Here is a 16,644-nt window from a genome sequence, read left to right on the forward strand (position 1 = left end):
TGTAGGGTAAAAATAGGAAAATGTTTCGCGCGCGCTCACATTAATATACTCTAAAAAAAATGGATCACCCTTCTAGGGTTGTAAACCCTAGAACAAATTTGAGTCGCAAAAAACTTCAATTTCACCAACATTTTCTTCTCCACTTTGCCAACTTCCAAATTGCCACTATTTTTACATCATGAAAGGATTTGATCAGCAAACACTTCACGATTTAGAATTTAACCAAATCAGGGAATGGTTGGCTGCATTTAGTATCGGTGCAACTGCTCAAAACAGATTGGAAAATTTAGCTCCCAACAATGATTTTGATACCATCGAATTTGAACTGCTCCGATTGAACGAATTCAAACGAATACGAGTGGAAGGGGAATCTTTTCCTGCGCTTGATTTTGAAGAGTTGCTGGCTGAAATCAAATTGCTCCCGATACACAACGCGGTTTTACAACAAGAAGGTTTCGTGCGAATTACACGCGCTTCCGAATTGGTAAATCACATGTTGCATTTTTTCGACAAACGTTCTCAGGATTTTCCAAACCTGTTTGCATTGCTCAACAATGTTTACTTTACCCGTGAGCTGATCGAAGCCATTGAAAAGGTGTTTGACCGAAGAGGACAAATCAAAGACGATGCTTCTGCTGAACTTTACGCGATCCGGCAACAAATTGCAAAACTGCGCAACCAGATCAACCGGAATTTCGATAAGGAAATGCGCCGGTACCTGAAAGAAGGTTTACTTGGCGACACCAAAGAAGCTTTTATCAATGAACGCCGTGTTCTGACCGTTCAATCCAGCCACAAACGAAAAATAGGCGGAATGGTGGTTGGATCTTCCAAAACCGGAAGCCTGACATTTATAGAACCTGCCATTAATATTCCGCTGAATAACGAACTGGAAATGTCTTTGGACGACGAACGAAAAGAAATCTTTCGCATCCTCCGGGAATTGACCAGGGAAATTGCACACCATCTTCCATTAATAGAAGCTTACCAGGAATTACTGACCGAATTTGATTTCATCAATGCCAAAACCAAACTGGCCCTTGATCTGAATGCCAATTTACCGGGAATTGTTCGAAATACCCGAATTGAATTGATTGATGCTTTCCATCCGATTCTTTGGAAAACCAATAAAGCCCTAGGAAAAGTAACCCTTCCACAAAGTCTGGTCCTGGATGCCACAAGCAGAATGCTGGTAATTTCCGGTCCGAATGCGGGTGGAAAATCCATTACACTAAAAACGATCGGATTGCTGCAAATTATGTTGCAGGCCGGTTTGTTGATCCCGGTCCACGAAAACAGTAAGTTTTGCTTCTTCCAGCAAGTACTTACCGATATCGGGGATAATCAATCCATAGAAAATGAATTGAGCACCTATTCCTATCGGTTAAAACGCATGAAGTTCTTCCTGAAGGTTTCCAACAGGAGGACCTTGCTTTTACTGGACGAATTCGGAACGGGCTCTGACCCGGAACTGGGCGGCGCTCTGGCCGAAGTGTTTTTTGAAGAATTGTATAAAAGAAAATCCTACGGAGTAATCACCACCCATTACGCCAATATCAAATTAAAAGCTGACCGGCTCCCGAATGCTGTAAACGGGTGCATGCTTTTCAATACTGAAACCTTGGAACCTTTGTACCGGTTTTCCATGGGACAACCCGGAAGTTCGTTTACATTCGAGGTTGCTCAAATGAATGGAATCCCCTTGGACCTCATCGAACAGGCCAAAGGGAAACTGGATCAAAACCGCGTGAAGATGGACCATCTGCTAAACGAACTGAACCGGGAAAAGATGTATCTTCAGCGTCTGAATAAAGAACACATTGAAGCCCAAGAACTTGCAAATCATGCACGGGAAGAATTCATTGAGAAGAAACAACGCATCGATGAACGCTTACGCAATCAGCAGGAACTGGCCGAAAAGAACAACCTGTTCATTAATTCAGGTAAAAAAATGAAGTCATTTATTGACCGCTACCAAACCAGGACCCGGAAGAAAGATGCAAACAAACCATTGATGGAAGACGTCCGCAAATACCTCATGGTTGAGAAATCAAAAATCGAGGAGGCAAAGCGGAAGGTTGAATTAATGAAGGCAGAGGCAAAACCTCAGAAACCAGTTGCAAAAAAACGCAAAACACAAAAACCGGAGGAAGATACCTATCAACGCGACAAAATAGTCGTTGGGTCAACAGTGAAAATGATCGAAACCAAACAAAACGGAACAGTAGAAGAAATAAAAGGGCACATGCTTACCGTTACATTCGGATTTATGCGCTTAAAAGTAGAACGGGAAAAATTAATGTGGATTAAATAATATTCAAAAGTTGAATCGTGGAAAAGGTTTAAAACCAAAGTCATTTTAAAAAAATTATTTGAACATTTGAACTTAAAAAAACAGAAATAACAATAACAACTTATGTCAGCTAACAAATACTATTACTTGGGTCAATCCAGCCTGTTGAACAGTTTGCTTTTCCTGGAGCGATTTGCATTCTATGGTTTACAAACCTTTACCTACAGTTACCTCATCAGTGAAACAATGAACCTGTATGGAGATGATGCCAACGAGTTATTGCTCACATTTGCTTCCGCTTTATTGTTTGCCCGTGTTTTCGGCGGATTGATCGTTGATTTTCTTCTTGGCCCCAAAATAGCAATCATTGTCAGTGCCGCATTACAAATCCTGGGAATTCTGTTGTTCATGAAAGAAACACTGGGCATGTTCTATTTGGGAATGTTTGTCTTCATCCTGGGACAATGCCTCTTCTCTCCAGCCATACTCAAGTCGATTGGATCTGTGTACTCCGACAGGAGACAGAAAATGGACGGAGCAATGACTTTAAGCATTTTTGCCATCAACCTGGGTGCTTTTCTTGCGCCAAGAGCATTCCGTTATCTTGAATTGGCAGAAACTTTTAAGAGCGGGTTTACTTCTTGCATTATCTGCTTTATTATCATCATAGGACTCTGCTTTCTAATCAAAAAACCAACGGATTCTTCTGAAGACATTCGGGCAAACCAGGATCCAGATGACTATCGGGACGGAAATCGGGTGAACGAAGTCATTTTTCTTTCAATTTTAGGCCTGTTTGTTTATTGGTTGTTCGAACAACTGCTGAATCGAAGCATGGAGAATTTCAACTACAGTGGTTTCAGAAGATCAGACGATTTAGGGCTGCTCGTAGTGATGATCCCGGCACTAATCCCACTGGTCGGTTACCTGATATTCGGAATCATATGGAACCGGGTTAAATTCCCGCCTTTGCTTAAAATCATCATTGGGTTCGCTGCTGCTACCATTTCCATCTTTGCAGCAATTATTACCATGTCGAATAGTCAAACGGATGAGCCGACATTCATGACCGCCTTTCTTTGTTTGAATTTTATCGGTGAAATTTTAATTGTTCCGATATTCCTGAGTTTCATCCTTCAATATTCCCCAAAGAAATTAATGGCTACGTATTCCGGGATTGCGCTCTCCATGTATGGCTTCCTGTCGATGTTTATCGGCAATAAAATCTACGAAGGAATCGGAGATGGAAATTACCGCATAACAACCATTGTTGCAGGAATCGGATTCTTTTTCTGCACGTTGACGGTTTTGATCCTGTTTTTGCTGACTCGTAAAAAAAACGACTCGAGTACCCATTTGGATGAGTTTTGATAAAAAAATAAAACCATGCCTTGAAACAAATCGTGCCCATTCATTTCAAGACATGGCATTTATATACTAAAAGGTTTTGTTAACCTTCAAACATTCGGAATAACATTACGCATTATAACAGCGTACATGTTTTAGTAATCGTTCCATCGGAGGATTCGTATCCGTCGCAGGTTTTTTTTGCGTCATCCAAAGATGAATTTTTAATGGTCTTATGTTCTGTTACGGTTGTTGTACTTCCCGTATTCTGATAGGTACATTCACAATCATAATCCTTCTTACACGATGCCAGGCCCAACAATGCCATTGCTGAAACTCCCAAAACTAACTTCTTCATAATATCTGTTTTTAGTTTCTAATTCCTAATCAAGATAGTTTGAATAAAAAGACCAAAAAATCAACGTTTGTTAAAAAACAATTGAAAACCTGGAGAAAACCGGAAAAGTCTAACCACTGCTATTCCCCTAAACGCAGGTGTATCCCTGCTGACGAACTGAAAACAGTCTTCCTCACATTGGTAGGCGGTGCACTGTCATAATAGATGTTAAATTCGATCCGCATATCCAACCGTTTGGTAATTGCCTGGCTAATGGAGTACTGACCCGAGAAGCGAAAATCGGAAAACCGGTCCCAACGCGGCTGATAATACGTCGTTCCCGAAAAACTGAATCCAGATCCTGTCCGAATAAACCAGCTCAGGTAATTGCTCCAGCGCATATTGTCATGAATGATTCCATCCTCTGTCAATTCCTCGTATTCCCAAAAAGCGGAAGTCCCGGCAAAAAAACGCACATTGTTGGTATCGATAAATTTCCAGCGTGGTCCGGTACCAATCAAATACCTTACCCGTTGATTCAATAACTGATTGTACTGAACCTGGGTATATGCCTCCCATTTCCAGGGACTGTTTTTGATCCGCCTTGCGTAACGAAAATGAGCCATTCCCGAATTCGCATAGGTTGTTTTATTCGACGCCGTATAATTGAGATCTGTGATCAGTAAAAAATGATTTTTCCGCGTTTTGTACTGAACCCTTGGTCTGAAATTTCCGGAATACAAGATATCCGGCGAGTTTTGGGTAACCGCAAAACCTGCATCCAGCGCGCCGCTCCATCCGGAAGTATCTTCATAAATACGCCTGTTTTCGATATTGACAATTTGTGCATGCAACTGCAAAACACCAGAGATCAGGAAACAAAATAAGACAGGAAATTTCATTACTTGGGCGCAACACGATACATGAATATGGCCAGAATGCCAAAAATAAAATTCGGGAGCCAAACAGCGGCAACCGGAGGAAAACCAACAGTTGTTGCTGCTACTGTGGTTACTTTCATTGCAAAAATATAAATGAATACGAACAATAAACCGATTGCAATATTCACACCGATTCCTCCGCGTTTTTTCCTGCTTGAAACACTTACTCCGATCAGGGTCAGGACGTAAGTAGCAAACGGATAACTCGTCCGCTGGTACAGTTCAATCTCGAACATCGGTGTGTTGGCATTTCCTTTTTCTTTTTCCTTCTTAATAAAGGTCCTTAATTCATTAAAGGTCATCGCTTCCGCAATATTGTCCCGGATAGCCATATCTTCAATGCGGTAGGGCAAAACCGTATCCTTTTCATGCTTCTCAAGCAATGTTATTTTCTGATTGACAACCTGATCCTTAAATGCGATTGTATCGTTATAACTGATTATCCGTTCAAAAACATCCACTAAATGCCAGTTTGACGAACCATGAGCCACAGTCGCCGTTCTCGACTTCAGGAAGTGGACCAGGCGGTTGTGATTATCATACTTTTCGATCACAAAATCATTGATAATATTCTCGTGGGAATTATAACTCGCATAATGCACCAGCTCATTCCCGGGAAATTCCGCATGATAGTTTTCCACCAGCAAACGGTCCCTGTAAAAGGACTCCTCGAAATCCAGCCGAACACGATTCGCTCTAGGCAAAACAAAATGGTTTAGGATCAATGACATCAGCATCAAAATCGTTGCAGCAATCATGTAAGGACGAATAATCCGCGTAAAAGGCCTTCCGCTGTTCAACATCGGAATGATCTCCGCATCCTGGGCCATTTTTGCAGTGAACCAAATCACCGAAATAAACACAATCATGGAGGAGAATGTGTTTCCGTAGTATAAGAGAAAATTGAAATAATAATCAAAAACAATGGCCCGAAGCGGTGCCTGGTTATCAATAAATTCAGACAAACGCTCTGCAACATCGAACACCATCGCCAAAAGCATGATGACTCCCAACATAAAAAAGAATGTCGAGAGAAACTTCCGAATGATGTATCGATCTATAATTTTGAGCATCTAAATCCTTCTTCCCAGTTTTTTTACTTGTTCATCTTTCCAGGTTCTGAAAGTTCCGTCCAGAATTCTTCTGCGGGCTTCCTTAACCAACGCCAAATAAAAGGCTAAATTGTGAATGGTTGCAATTTGAATCGCCAAATTTTCCTTTGCCTTAATCAAATGATGCAAATATGCCTTGGTGTACACCTGATCTACATAAGTCGTGCCATTCGGGTCCAAAGGAGAATAATCCATTCGCCATTTATGGTTTTTGATATTGATCGTTCCTTCAGAGGTAAACAGCATTCCGTGCCGTGCATTCCGGGAAGGCATCACACAATCAAACATATCGACTCCCAAAGCGATGGATTCCAAAATATTTACCGGGGTCCCAACTCCCATCAGGTAACGCGGTTTGTCTGTTGGCAAAATCGAGCACACCAAATCGGTCATACTATACATATCTTCATCCGGTTCACCGACAGATAATCCCCCGATTGCATTCCCAACAGCGTGTTGCTCGGCAATAAATTCAGCAGATTCTTTTCTCAGGTCAGGATAAACACTTCCCTGAACAATCGGGAATAAAGCCTGGGAATATCCGTATTTCGGTTCTGTAGAATCCATTTGGGTAATGCAGCGTTTCAGCCAGCGGTGTGTCATATGCATCGAACGCTTGGCGTAATTGTATTCGCAGGGATAAGGAGTACATTCGTCGAATGCCATGATGATATCCGCACCGATTGTTCGTTGAATGTCTATTGCTCTTTCAGGAGAGAAAAAATGGTAACTTCCATCGTGGTGTGATTGGAAACGGACTCCTTCTTCTGTGATTTTCCGGCTGGTAGCCAAAGAATACACCTGGTAACCTCCGCTATCGGTCAAAATCGGCCGTTCCCACCCTATAAACTGGTGCAGACCTCCGGCTCCTTCAATCACATCCAATCCCGGACGTAAATACAGGTGAAAGGTATTTCCCAAAATAATCTGAGCTTCCACATCGTCCCGCAATTCCTGTTGATGAACTCCTTTTACGGTTCCTTGCGTTCCCACAGGCATAAATATCGGAGTTTCAATGGTTCCGTGGTCAGTGTGAATAAGTCCGGCCCTTGCTTTCGAATGCGGGTCGGTATGCTTCAGTTCAAAGTGCATAATTGTGTTGAAAAATAAACGCTGCAAAGATAAGGGGATTTCGGAAAGAGCCCCATCTTTGTACGCGAAGAAGACACTTTAATGAAAATTATCCCCGAATTACAAGAAACAGGCGTATTTTATATCTTTTGGATTTTTGCCGGACTATTGGCTGTACAGTTGATTTACTCCGTTCTTTTCTTTGGGAGATTGGCTTTTTGGAAAGGTAAACCCGCTCAGAGCAGCTTGCCTCCGGTATCGATCGTCATTGCCGCCCGCAATGAATCAGACAATTTATACGAGAACTTACCGAAAATCCTGGAACAGGACTACCCCGCTCCATTTGAAGTGGTTGTTATCAATAACCAGTCGATGGATGACTCCAAATACCTGTTGGACGCATTGAGCCGCCAGTACCCGAACCTGGTTGTAATGGAGGTAGAACGAAGCCGCCATTTGACTCCAAGCAAGAAATTCCCCCTGACTTTAGGAATAAAAAAAGCCCGCTACGAGCACTTGGTCCTTACGGACGCCGATTGCACGCCGGCCAGCAATTTGTGGCTGCGCAAAATGGTAGAATGTTTCAGCGATAAAAAACAAATTGTTCTGGGCTATGGACCTTACACCACAAGAAAAGGATTCCTGAATAAGATCATCCGTTTCGATACCGCGATGATCGCCATTAATTACTTTTCCATGGCAATCAACAAGGTTCCTTACATGGGAGTAGGGCGAAACATGGCTTACACAAAAACCGTTTTTAAATCAACCAACGGATTCAAATCCCACTACTCGCTTATGTCCGGAGACGATGATTTATTTATCCAGGAAGCAGCGAAAAAAAGCAATTATACCATTCAATTGGATCCTGACACCTTCCAATACAGTGAGGCAAAAGAAAACTGGAAATCCTTTGTACTGCAAAAGTCCAGACACTACACCACGTCTCCGCGATACAAGGTTTTCAAGAAAGTAATGTTAGGAATATATCCAACTACCCTGATTTTGATGGGGATATCTTTTGTTCTTTTGATCTTACAAAGTGGATGGTGGATACATGCTCTTGCCGGGTTTGGTTTTGTAACAGTGATAAAATGGTGGCTTTTGGGGCTTTGTTTTAAGAAATTAAAATCGCCTGGTTTCATTGCTTTATTGCCGGTTACAGACTTGGTATATGTTTTGATCCTTCCATTCTTTTATTATTCAGCATTGCAAAAAAATTCTTCGAAATGGAAGTAGTTGGAGATCATTTATCGGACAAAGCGCGCGTAGACCTGGTTTTGGTAGACCAGGCCCGAAACGGGGATCAGGCAGCTTATGCCCAATTAATGGACCGATACCGTGAATCCATTTATTTCATGATGATGAAAATGGTACGGAATTCAGACGATGCAGACGATCTGACCATTGAAGCTTTCGGAAAAGCTTTTAGCCGGTTGGACCAATACTCTCCGAGTTTTGCTTTTTCTACCTGGCTGTTCAAAATTGCATCGAACAATTGCATCGACTTTATCCGCAAGAAACGTATCAAGCTGACCTCCATGGATACCGGGTACACGAATGAAGACGGGGAATCAGTTGGCATTGATGCCAGGTCCGACACACGCGATCCGGAAGAGCACATCATTCACAACCAAAAGGTAAAACACATGCGTCAGCTCGTCAGTAAGTTAAAACCGCGCTATCGTGAACTGATCGAAAAAAGGTATTTCGAAGAATTGAGCTACGAAGAAATTGCAGAGGAATTAAACCTTCCTTTGGGAACCGTAAAAGCCCAGTTATTCAGGGCTCGTGATTTCCTTGCTCAAATGATGGAACAAACAAAAGATGCCATTTAAGGCCATAAATAAACCCCTCAAACTAAGCCTATAAAGAAAAGGGTTCGTTTTTACGAATCCTTTTCTTATTTATTGACATGCAGTTTTTTCAAACAATTGGGAAAACACAAAAATTCTTAATCCCATAATTGTGTAACTCCTGATCAAAAACCAATCGATAAATTGAAGTATGTCCATGGCAGAAATTTTCAATTTGGATGCCTTCCCTGAAATGGCTGATTTGGTTTACGTATCGGTTTCCGATCCGGGAATTTCCCGTGTACGGAAAGGTGAGGATTTTGAATATTATTACAACAATCAGAAACTGGTATCGAAGAAGCAGTTAAAGCGAATTAAAGAATTGGTCATCCCGCCTGCCTGGGAAAATGTTTGGATTTGCAAAGATGCCAACGGGCATATTCAATGCACCGGACTGGATCTCCGCGGAAGAAAACAATACCGGTATCATGCGCTATGGCAGAAATCCAGGAATGAATCGAAATTTGCGCGTTTAATCGATTATGGAAATGCGTTGAAGAAGCTTCGCAAACAAATCTCCCGCGATCTGAGAAAAAAGACATTATGCGAAGAGAAGGTGATCGCTGTTGTGCTGTCCCTAATGGACGAAACGCATATCCGTGTGGGGAATAACCACTATGAAAAAACAAATAACTCTTACGGATTGACTACATTGAAGGATAAGCACGTGGAGATCTCGGGAGAAAAAATGCTCTTCTCTTTTGTCGGGAAAAAAGGAATTCATCACACCATTTCATTGCGAAACAAACGACTGGCGCGTATCGTCAAACAATGCCGCGATATTCCGGGAAAAGCGCTTTTTCAATACTATGATCAGGATGGAAATCGCCATACATTGGATTCAGGAAAAGTAAACGCTTATATTCGAAAATATACGGAAGATTCATTTACCACCAAAGATTTACGAACATGGTCGGCCAGTGTTTGTGCACTGCAGGGATTTTTGAATTCGGATCCAGCGGACAACGAAACGGCTCGCAAGAAAAAAACAGTGGAGGTGCTGGACCTGGTTAGCGAGCAATTGGGCAACACGCGAACAGTTTGTAAAAAATATTATGTACATCCACAAATTTTAGCTCTTTATGAGAGCAATCAATTGAAAAAGCACATTAAAACAATTCCGGCTTCCGACAACTGGCTTGGTTCTGAAGAAAAGCTGTTATTGAGGGTTTTGAAAAAAAACGCCACTCTCAAAGAAACATAGGGCCCCAAACAAAAACATAGGGTGCGATGAATCGGAAATTAATCACAATTGGCACCCATACTTAATTTTTACCGCAAATGCGCAAATTTTAGCTCGGCTACCGCACTCGCTTTTGAATCGTGTAAACACATAGTTTTATGAGTCATTGCAAGACGAAGAGGCGACTGGTAAGCGCCTCCAATATTTGTGCATTTGTGGTAAAATATAACACAGTTTGTATTATAAAATAGTTTGGGTGCAATAATACGTATACCCCGATGAATCGCACCCTATGTTTTATATATATATTACTATTTAAAAATGAATCTACTCGTGGTGCTCGTCCTTGTAAATCTCGTCCACCTGTTTTTTATATTTCTCCAGGATTATTTTCCGTTTGAACTTCAGCGTAGGCGTCAATTCTCCCGTTTCCACTCCGAATTCATTTGGCAGCAATGCAAATTTCTTAATCTTCTCCCAGCTTCCATAACCTTCATTGATGCGATCCACTTCTTTTTGAATTCGTGCAATCACATCCGGATTTTTGGCGACCTCCTCATTGCTTGTACCGATTTGAATATTCTTGCGGTTTGCCCACTCTTTCACAAACGGGAATGCAGGAACAATCAATGCAGAAGGAAATTTCTGTCCCTCACCCAAAACCATGATCTGCTCGATGAAGCGGGATTCTTTGAAGGTGTTTTCCATTGCCTGCGGGATAATGTATTTCCCCCCCGAAGTTTTAAAGATTTCTTTCTTCCGATCAGTAATTTTCAGGAATATTCCATCTTCAAATGTTCCGATGTCTCCAGTGTGAAACCATCCCTGTGAGTCAATTGCTTCAGCCGTTTTATCAGGCAAATTGTAATATCCCATCATCACATTCGGCCCTTTTACCAAAATCTCCCCGTCTTCTGCAATTTTTACCTTCACCCCATCAATCAACGGACCAACAGTTCCGATCTTGATTCCTTTTTTCAGACAATTTACAGAAATCACAGGAGATGTTTCCGTTAAACCATATCCTTCCAATACGGGAATTCCGGCTGCCAAAAAGATTTGTGCCAAACGGGGTTGCAGCGCAGCAGATCCGGAAGCAATCGCTTTCACTTCTCCCCCCAATGCTTCCTGCCATTTCGAGAACACCAGCTTTCTGGCAATTGCCAGTTTTATTCTATACCAAAGCCCCAATTTCCCGGTATGGTATTGTTCTGCTACCGAAATGGCCCAGAAAAATATTTTTCGCTTGAAACCGGTCAGTGATTCACCGGTCAGCATAATGCGATCAAACACTTTTTCCAATAAACGCGGAACGGCGGTAAACACATGAGGCCTCACTTCTTTAATGTTCGGACCGATCGTATCCATGGATTCTGCAAAATAAATGGAAGAACCGCAATACATATATAAGTAGTGGAGCATGCGCTCGTAGACATGACAAACCGGTAAAAATGTCAAGACCCGGGATGTTTCATCTGCCGGAATACTGAATTTACAGGAAAGTACATTGGAAAGCAGGTTGTTGTGAGACAACATGACACCTTTTGGGTTCCCGGTTGTTCCGGACGTATAAATAATGGTTGCCAAATCTTCGTTGCGCACATTTGCCTTCAGTTCGGAAATCTTGTTTTGTGGAATATCCTTACCCATCGTGATCAATTCCTTGTAGTTGGTAAATCCTTCCAATTGATCAAAGGTGAAAATCTTCTCCAGGGAAGCAATCTGGGAAATGACACCTTGTATTTTATTCCCCAATTCCTCTCCGGCTACAAATGCATGACGGATTCCGGCATCATTAAAGATATAGACATAATCATGTTCCGAAATATTCGGATAAACAGGAACTACAATTGCTCCTACCTGTTGGATTGCAATATCCAGGATATTCCACTCCACCCGGTTTGGTGAAACCAATGCCACTCGTTCACCAACTGAAACACCAAGCGCCACAAGTCCCTTGGAAATTTGATTTGTAAGTGCTACAAATTCTTCGGTCGTCATAGGTATCCAAGCGCCATCCACTTTACTCACAAACATGGCAGCGTTTGGAAATGTATTCAATTGATAAGCAGGCACGTCAAATAGTCGTCTTACTTCATTCATATCAGTTGTAATAGCACTCACAATATATGTATTAAAAATTAAGCAATAGCGCAAAAATATTCATCCAAAACCAGTGTTTGTTTTTTCACAGCACCTTGTTAGGAAACAAGTTCTTACATTTACATTGTGGGAATATAGTTTCTAACTTCGATCAAGTGCAATTCATGAACTAGTTGGAAAGTTACAAAGAAATAATGACTTGTGTTTGATCGTTTTTGGTTTTTTGGTTTGTAGGGTTCGTTTGCCGGCGAGCCCTTTTTTATTCTATCGAAAACACCAATTTCCCCTTAATAAAAGTTCTGTTTGAATAATTCGGATTGTATCCTCCCTTTGAAGAAAACGGACTTTCCAGCATCACCAGCGTAGCATCTTTTCCTTTTTCCAAACTTCCTTTTGTTTCTTCCTGGAAACTGGCAAAGGCTGCCCAAATTGTCATTCCTCGCAAACAAGCTTCTTCCGTAAGTGCTTCCCCCATTAAAAACCCATCAATCGGATCTCCTTCTGCATTCTTTCTGTTTACGGCTGCATGTATCGTCAGGAACGGATTCGTACTTTCTACCGGAAAATCTGTTCCGATCGCCAGCATCCCCGCTTTTTGCAGCAAGGTATTGTAAGCGTACGCTCCCTTCAAACGTGCTTTTCCCAAACGCGATTCAGCCCAGCGCTGATCACTTACAGCATGGGTCGGCTGCACCGAAGGAAAAGCTCCTGAATTTTCCAGCAGATCAAAATCCTTCGGATCAATTACTTGTGCATGTTCCAACCTCCAGCGATGATCCGGGTTCTTTTTCGAATAAGTCTCGATTAATTCCAGTACCAACCGGTTTGTGGAATCCCCGATCGCATGAATATTTAACTGGTAGCCGGTCAATTCCGCTAAAGAAGAATAGCGTTTTAAATCGGATAGTGAAGTGGTCAGCAAACCATAATTGTGCGGATCATCCGAATACGGCTGTTTCAGAAGTGCTCCTCTCGACCCCAAAGCTCCGTCACCAATTACTTTAAAGGAGCGAACAAGCAGGTTTTTTTCTTTTAAAAATCCGTGTTTTTTCGCAAAATCCGCATTTTCTTTTACCGGATAAAGCATTCCATAAATCCCAATGGTCAGTTTATTTTCCTTTACCAACCGGCGGATTAATTTAAAATCATGTGGCGTCAAACCCGCCTCGTGCACATCCGTAATTCCATACCCAACCAACTCCTGCTGAATTTCCAACAATGCGGTGGCCAATTCATGATCTGAAAAATCCGGTAACTTGTCACTAATCAATGAGATCGCGTTATCCAGTAGAATCCCGGTCATGCTTCCGTCTTCCTTTTTCAGGATCGCTCCACCTTCGATATGAGCAGATTCCGTCACTTTGAATTTTTTTAAGGCAGCATCATTCACCAACACAGCATGTCCGTCAACACGGTACAGGACTACCGGTTTATTCGGGAATTTTTCGTTCAACAAATCATTTGTCGGCAATTCTTTCGTATTCCAGAGACTTTGGTCCCAACCACCACCGACAATCACCGGGCGCTCCTTTTTCTGAGCGTATTTTTCTACCCGAACAATGAGTTCCTCCATGGAGGCCGTTCCGACCAGGTTCACAGAAAGTTTCTGACGGGCCAAACTCATCAAGTGACCGTGCGCATCCGCAAATCCCGGGAAAATATCCTTTCCTTCCGCATCGATAAATTCGTCCGCACTGTATTTATTCATAATCTGGCGGTCCGGGCCTACTTCAATCACTTTCCCATCGCGAATTGCGATGGCCTGCACAACAGCATTTTTATCATCCATCGTGTGAATTTTGGCATTGTGAATAACCAGATCAACCGCCTGGCCTTTCATGCACGAAACGCCTGTCAATAAAACCAAGAAAAAAAGAAAATAACGCATTAGGAGTGTGTTTTATGAAAAATCGTTGAACTGGCCTGAGCACTTGGCATAATCACTAAATCATTGATGCACACATGTTTTGGCCTGGAACAGGCATAGTAAACTGCATCCGCAATGTCTTCCGCCATCAAGGGGTCATATCCGTCGTAGACATTTTTAGCGGTTTGCTCGTCCCCTTTGAATCGCACCAGTGAAAACTCGGTTTCCGCAGCTCCGGGAGCAATGTTCGTCACTTTTATATTGTCGTGTACCAAATCTATCCGGATCGCCCTTGACAATGCATCTACCGCATGCTTCGTCGCGCAATAAACATTTCCTCCGGCATAAACTTCTTTTCCTGCAATGCTTGCAATGTTTACAATGTGTCCGCCGCCGTTTTTCTTCAGTATGGGAGAAATTGCGCGAGTCACATACAGCAATCCCTTGACATTGGTGTCAATCATGCGATCCCAGTCATCCGTTTCCCCGGAATCTATCGGCCCGCGGCCAACTGCCAAACCGGCGTTGTTGATCAAAATCGACAGATTGTTTTTCACCTCTTCCGAAAGAGATTGAACTGCCTGGTTTACTTCGTTTTCGTTTCGCACATCAAAATTCAGCAATACGATATCAACTCCTTTGGATTGTAATTCTTTCTTCACCGATTCCAACCGGTCCATTCTTCGGCCGGTTAAAACCAAATCCCATCCATTATCAGCAAATATGCGTGCTGTCGCTTCTCCAAAACCGGCAGTTGCCCCGGTAATCAAAACGGTTTTTTTCATAATTTAAATTTGAATGGTCTTGAACCAATAAAAGCCATTAAAAACAGTGCTAAATATGCCGGCATCCGATACCGGACAATTGCTCCCAAAACCGGGGTTGTCCAACCGATGAGTACAAATAAAACAAGTGAAAACGTCATTAAAAAGACCAATAGATTCCGTTCTTCTGCTGTTCTGTACCTCCAATTATACCATAGACCAAAGGCAAGAAGTACGAACAAACCGATTGTTTCTAAAAAACTGACTATTTTCAGTTTCCCTCCCGGATCCCAAAAAGTAGGTCTGAAAGCTGCATTTGAAGCTGCTTCGGGAATGTTTTTAATCAATTGCCCGAAATCATTTCCAATAGGAGTCAATTCCACGTAACTTCCGCAAGCTTCCCCCATAAAAACCACTTTCCACGGACCTTCTCCAGGTTTTAACCGGATATCCTGGAACGGGTAACTCATCCCGAATGTCACTTTTTTGGCAATCACGGTTTTCCTGGCCTGAACTGTTCCATTGTCCCGGAACTCCAAATCAGGATACTGATCGGTCCTGAAATAATAAAAACAGGAATCCGCATAAGCATGCGTGCCACCTCGCCCAACATTGATAAAATCGAATTGCATCCGGGTAAGCCGGTGAGTCACATTATTTCTGAATCCCGGAAAAATCGCAAAAATCAATGTAATTAATGCCAAACCTGTTAACGGAGCTAGCAAAACACGTTTCCTGAACAGGAATTTACCCAGTAAAAAAACCGGAAGGCTCAACAGCAAACACCCCAGAACATATGGTTTGAATCCGAGCATCAATGCAAAGCCCAGGACCATTCGCCATAGACGGGATTTTAATGCTAACTTTCCTAATAATACATTCAAAAGGAAGCCAAACCCCAGGATCATCAGGGGCTCCTTCAAAACAGAACTTGTCCAAAAACTAAGTGTTGGAAAGAGGAATAAAGCGAACCAAAACCAGGATTTTTTGTAGAAAATGCGATCCTTAAAAGCAAGAAAGATTTCCCGTAATCCGATGAAAGAAAAGAAAGAGAAAAACAAAATATGGACATAGACATTTCCTTGGGAAATGAAAACAATCAGGCTGTTTACACGCAGCACATTTCGCGAATCGTTCATCAGATCAAGATCTCCTGCAGACCAGTGATTGGTATGTGAGAGGTATTGCTGAATAGCTGCTTCCGAATTGGTACCTAATAAAAAATGCAGGTAATCGCCCACTGACTGGTAAGCTACGCCATTGAGCGTAACACTGTCCGCCATGTATTCCTCCCAATCAACCGTAACTTCCCCGATTCCATATATTTTAGTATGGATAATCATGAACAAGACTCCAAAGAGCACTTTAATGCCCCAGCCAATCAGTAAATTAGTCCGCGACAAGCCATCTGTTTTGAATTTCCAAACAAACCATGTTAAACCGATCAGGACTAGCGTAAACACCATGAGGGCCCTAAGTTAATTACTTTAATTGCGAATGCCGAATTTTACAATTAGAATTAATTGTGATTTCGCGTGTGCGGTCACTTTCATATAACTACTTTTTTTTGCCCCCCTTCCAGGGTAAAAACCCTGGAACAAATTTTAAAAACACCCCTTCAGAGAACTTTAAATCTGATTCACTGTTTTCCCCGGAATTCCAAAATCCGGTAACGACCATTCAAAATAGAGAATTCCCCCCAAGTCTGTGGAAAAAAACGGAAAGGTTCAACCGCCTATGAACAAAGGAATGATTACTTTTGCATCAAAG

At 42.2% G+C, this 16,644-nt stretch carries 13 protein-coding genes; 5 read left to right on the forward strand and 8 right to left on the reverse strand.

Translation table 11 applies throughout. The features are described from left to right. Positions 1 to 178 precede the first annotated feature (178 nt). Both FO442_RS10670 and FO442_RS10675 read left to right on the forward strand, forming a co-directional pair. Entirely contained in the window at positions 179 to 2,314 is a 2,136-nt protein-coding gene (locus tag FO442_RS10670; RefSeq protein ID WP_144333167.1) for an endonuclease MutS2, read from the forward strand. 102 nt (positions 2,315 to 2,416) lie between these two features. After that, positions 2,417 to 3,664, forward strand: coding sequence for an MFS transporter (locus FO442_RS10675; RefSeq protein WP_144333168.1), 1,248 nt, complete (start codon positions 2,417 to 2,419; stop codon positions 3,662 to 3,664). A 112-nt stretch (positions 3,665 to 3,776) separates the two neighbouring features. On the opposite strand, the gene FO442_RS10680 is transcribed toward FO442_RS10675, so the two are convergent. The 4 genes from FO442_RS10680 to tgt form a co-directional block, all read right to left on the reverse strand. Continuing rightward, positions 3,777 to 3,998, reverse strand: coding sequence for a hypothetical protein (locus FO442_RS10680; protein WP_144333169.1), 222 nt, complete (start codon positions 3,996 to 3,998; stop codon positions 3,777 to 3,779). A 119-nt stretch (positions 3,999 to 4,117) separates the two neighbouring features. Beyond that, entirely contained in the window at positions 4,118 to 4,879 is a 762-nt protein-coding gene (locus FO442_RS10685; protein WP_144333170.1) for a DUF481 domain-containing protein, read from the reverse strand. Further along, entirely contained in the window at positions 4,879 to 5,991 is a 1,113-nt protein-coding gene (locus tag FO442_RS10690) for an LptF/LptG family permease (protein ID WP_144333171.1), read from the reverse strand. The genes FO442_RS10685 and FO442_RS10690 overlap by 1 nt, the downstream gene beginning before the upstream one ends. Beyond that, positions 5,992 to 7,122, reverse strand: coding sequence for a tRNA guanosine(34) transglycosylase Tgt (tgt, locus tag FO442_RS10695; RefSeq protein ID WP_144333172.1), 1,131 nt, complete (start codon positions 7,120 to 7,122; stop codon positions 5,992 to 5,994). Positions 7,123 to 7,203: 81 nt separating this feature from the next. Between tgt and FO442_RS10700 the strand changes: the two genes are divergently transcribed. The 3 genes from FO442_RS10700 to FO442_RS10710 all read left to right on the forward strand — a co-directional run bounded on the left by FO442_RS10700 (position 7,204) and on the right by FO442_RS10710 (position 10,161). Next, the gene (locus tag FO442_RS10700) at positions 7,204 to 8,340 is read left to right on the forward strand and encodes a glycosyltransferase (protein WP_144333173.1); all 1,137 of its coding nucleotides are present in this window, start codon (positions 7,204 to 7,206) and stop codon (positions 8,338 to 8,340) included. After that, positions 8,331 to 8,939 carry an RNA polymerase sigma factor gene (locus FO442_RS10705; RefSeq protein ID WP_144333174.1) on the forward strand — a complete coding sequence of 203 codons (609 nt, stop codon included), beginning with the start codon at positions 8,331 to 8,333 and terminating at the stop codon, positions 8,937 to 8,939. The genes FO442_RS10700 and FO442_RS10705 overlap by 10 nt, the downstream gene beginning before the upstream one ends. Positions 8,940 to 9,114: 175 nt before the next feature. Beyond that, positions 9,115 to 10,161, forward strand: a complete 1,047-nt coding sequence (locus FO442_RS10710) for a DNA topoisomerase IB (protein ID WP_186280054.1) — start codon at positions 9,115 to 9,117, stop codon at positions 10,159 to 10,161. A 306-nt stretch (positions 10,162 to 10,467) separates the two neighbouring features. Here the strand turns inward: FO442_RS10710 and FO442_RS10715 are convergent, their stop codons facing one another. The 4 genes from FO442_RS10715 to FO442_RS10730 all read right to left on the reverse strand — a co-directional run bounded on the left by FO442_RS10715 (position 10,468) and on the right by FO442_RS10730 (position 16,340). Then, positions 10,468 to 12,264, reverse strand: coding sequence for an AMP-dependent synthetase/ligase (locus FO442_RS10715; RefSeq protein ID WP_144333176.1), 1,797 nt, complete (start codon positions 12,262 to 12,264; stop codon positions 10,468 to 10,470). 238 nt (positions 12,265 to 12,502) lie between these two features. Beyond that, on the reverse strand, positions 12,503 to 14,131 hold the full coding sequence (locus FO442_RS10720) for an amidohydrolase (RefSeq protein ID WP_144333177.1): 1,629 nt from the start codon (positions 14,129 to 14,131) through the stop codon (positions 12,503 to 12,505). Further along, positions 14,131 to 14,895 (reverse strand): SDR family NAD(P)-dependent oxidoreductase, encoded by a 765-nt coding sequence (locus FO442_RS10725; RefSeq protein WP_144333178.1) that lies wholly within the window; start codon positions 14,893 to 14,895, stop codon positions 14,131 to 14,133. The genes FO442_RS10720 and FO442_RS10725 overlap by 1 nt, the downstream gene beginning before the upstream one ends. Next, positions 14,892 to 16,340, reverse strand: a complete 1,449-nt coding sequence (locus FO442_RS10730) for a hypothetical protein (protein ID WP_144333179.1) — start codon at positions 16,338 to 16,340, stop codon at positions 14,892 to 14,894. Before FO442_RS10730 ends, FO442_RS10725 begins: the two co-directional genes overlap by 4 nt. Positions 16,341 to 16,644: the final 304 nt, after the last annotated feature.

The organism is Fluviicola chungangensis (genome assembly GCF_007558725.1).
GTDB lineage: Bacteria > Bacteroidota > Bacteroidia > Flavobacteriales_D > Crocinitomicaceae > Fluviicola > Fluviicola chungangensis.

What these genes read in the sequence shown, in the direction of transcription:
- FO442_RS10685 (WP_144333170.1), bottom strand. Translation starts at nt 4,879, where the DNA reads ATGAAATTTCCTGTCTTATTTTGTTTCCTGATCTCTGGTGTTTTGCAG.
- FO442_RS10690 (WP_144333171.1), bottom strand. Translation starts at nt 5,991, where the DNA reads ATGCTCAAAATTATAGATCGATACATCATTCGGAAGTTTCTCTCGACA.
- FO442_RS10705 (WP_144333174.1), top strand. Translation starts at nt 8,331, where the DNA reads ATGGAAGTAGTTGGAGATCATTTATCGGACAAAGCGCGCGTAGACCTG.
- FO442_RS10680 (WP_144333169.1), bottom strand. Translation starts at nt 3,998, where the DNA reads ATGAAGAAGTTAGTTTTGGGAGTTTCAGCAATGGCATTGTTGGGCCTG.
- tgt (WP_144333172.1), bottom strand. Translation starts at nt 7,122, where the DNA reads ATGCACTTTGAACTGAAGCATACCGACCCGCATTCGAAAGCAAGGGCC.
- FO442_RS10720 (WP_144333177.1), bottom strand. Translation starts at nt 14,131, where the DNA reads ATGCGTTATTTTCTTTTTTTCTTGGTTTTATTGACAGGCGTTTCGTGC.
- FO442_RS10710 (WP_186280054.1), top strand. Translation starts at nt 9,115, where the DNA reads ATGGCAGAAATTTTCAATTTGGATGCCTTCCCTGAAATGGCTGATTTG.
- FO442_RS10725 (WP_144333178.1), bottom strand. Translation starts at nt 14,895, where the DNA reads ATGAAAAAAACCGTTTTGATTACCGGGGCAACTGCCGGTTTTGGAGAA.
- FO442_RS10730 (WP_144333179.1), bottom strand. Translation starts at nt 16,340, where the DNA reads ATGGTGTTTACGCTAGTCCTGATCGGTTTAACATGGTTTGTTTGGAAA.
- FO442_RS10700 (WP_144333173.1), top strand. Translation starts at nt 7,204, where the DNA reads ATGAAAATTATCCCCGAATTACAAGAAACAGGCGTATTTTATATCTTT.
- FO442_RS10670 (WP_144333167.1), top strand. Translation starts at nt 179, where the DNA reads ATGAAAGGATTTGATCAGCAAACACTTCACGATTTAGAATTTAACCAA.
- FO442_RS10675 (WP_144333168.1), top strand. Translation starts at nt 2,417, where the DNA reads ATGTCAGCTAACAAATACTATTACTTGGGTCAATCCAGCCTGTTGAAC.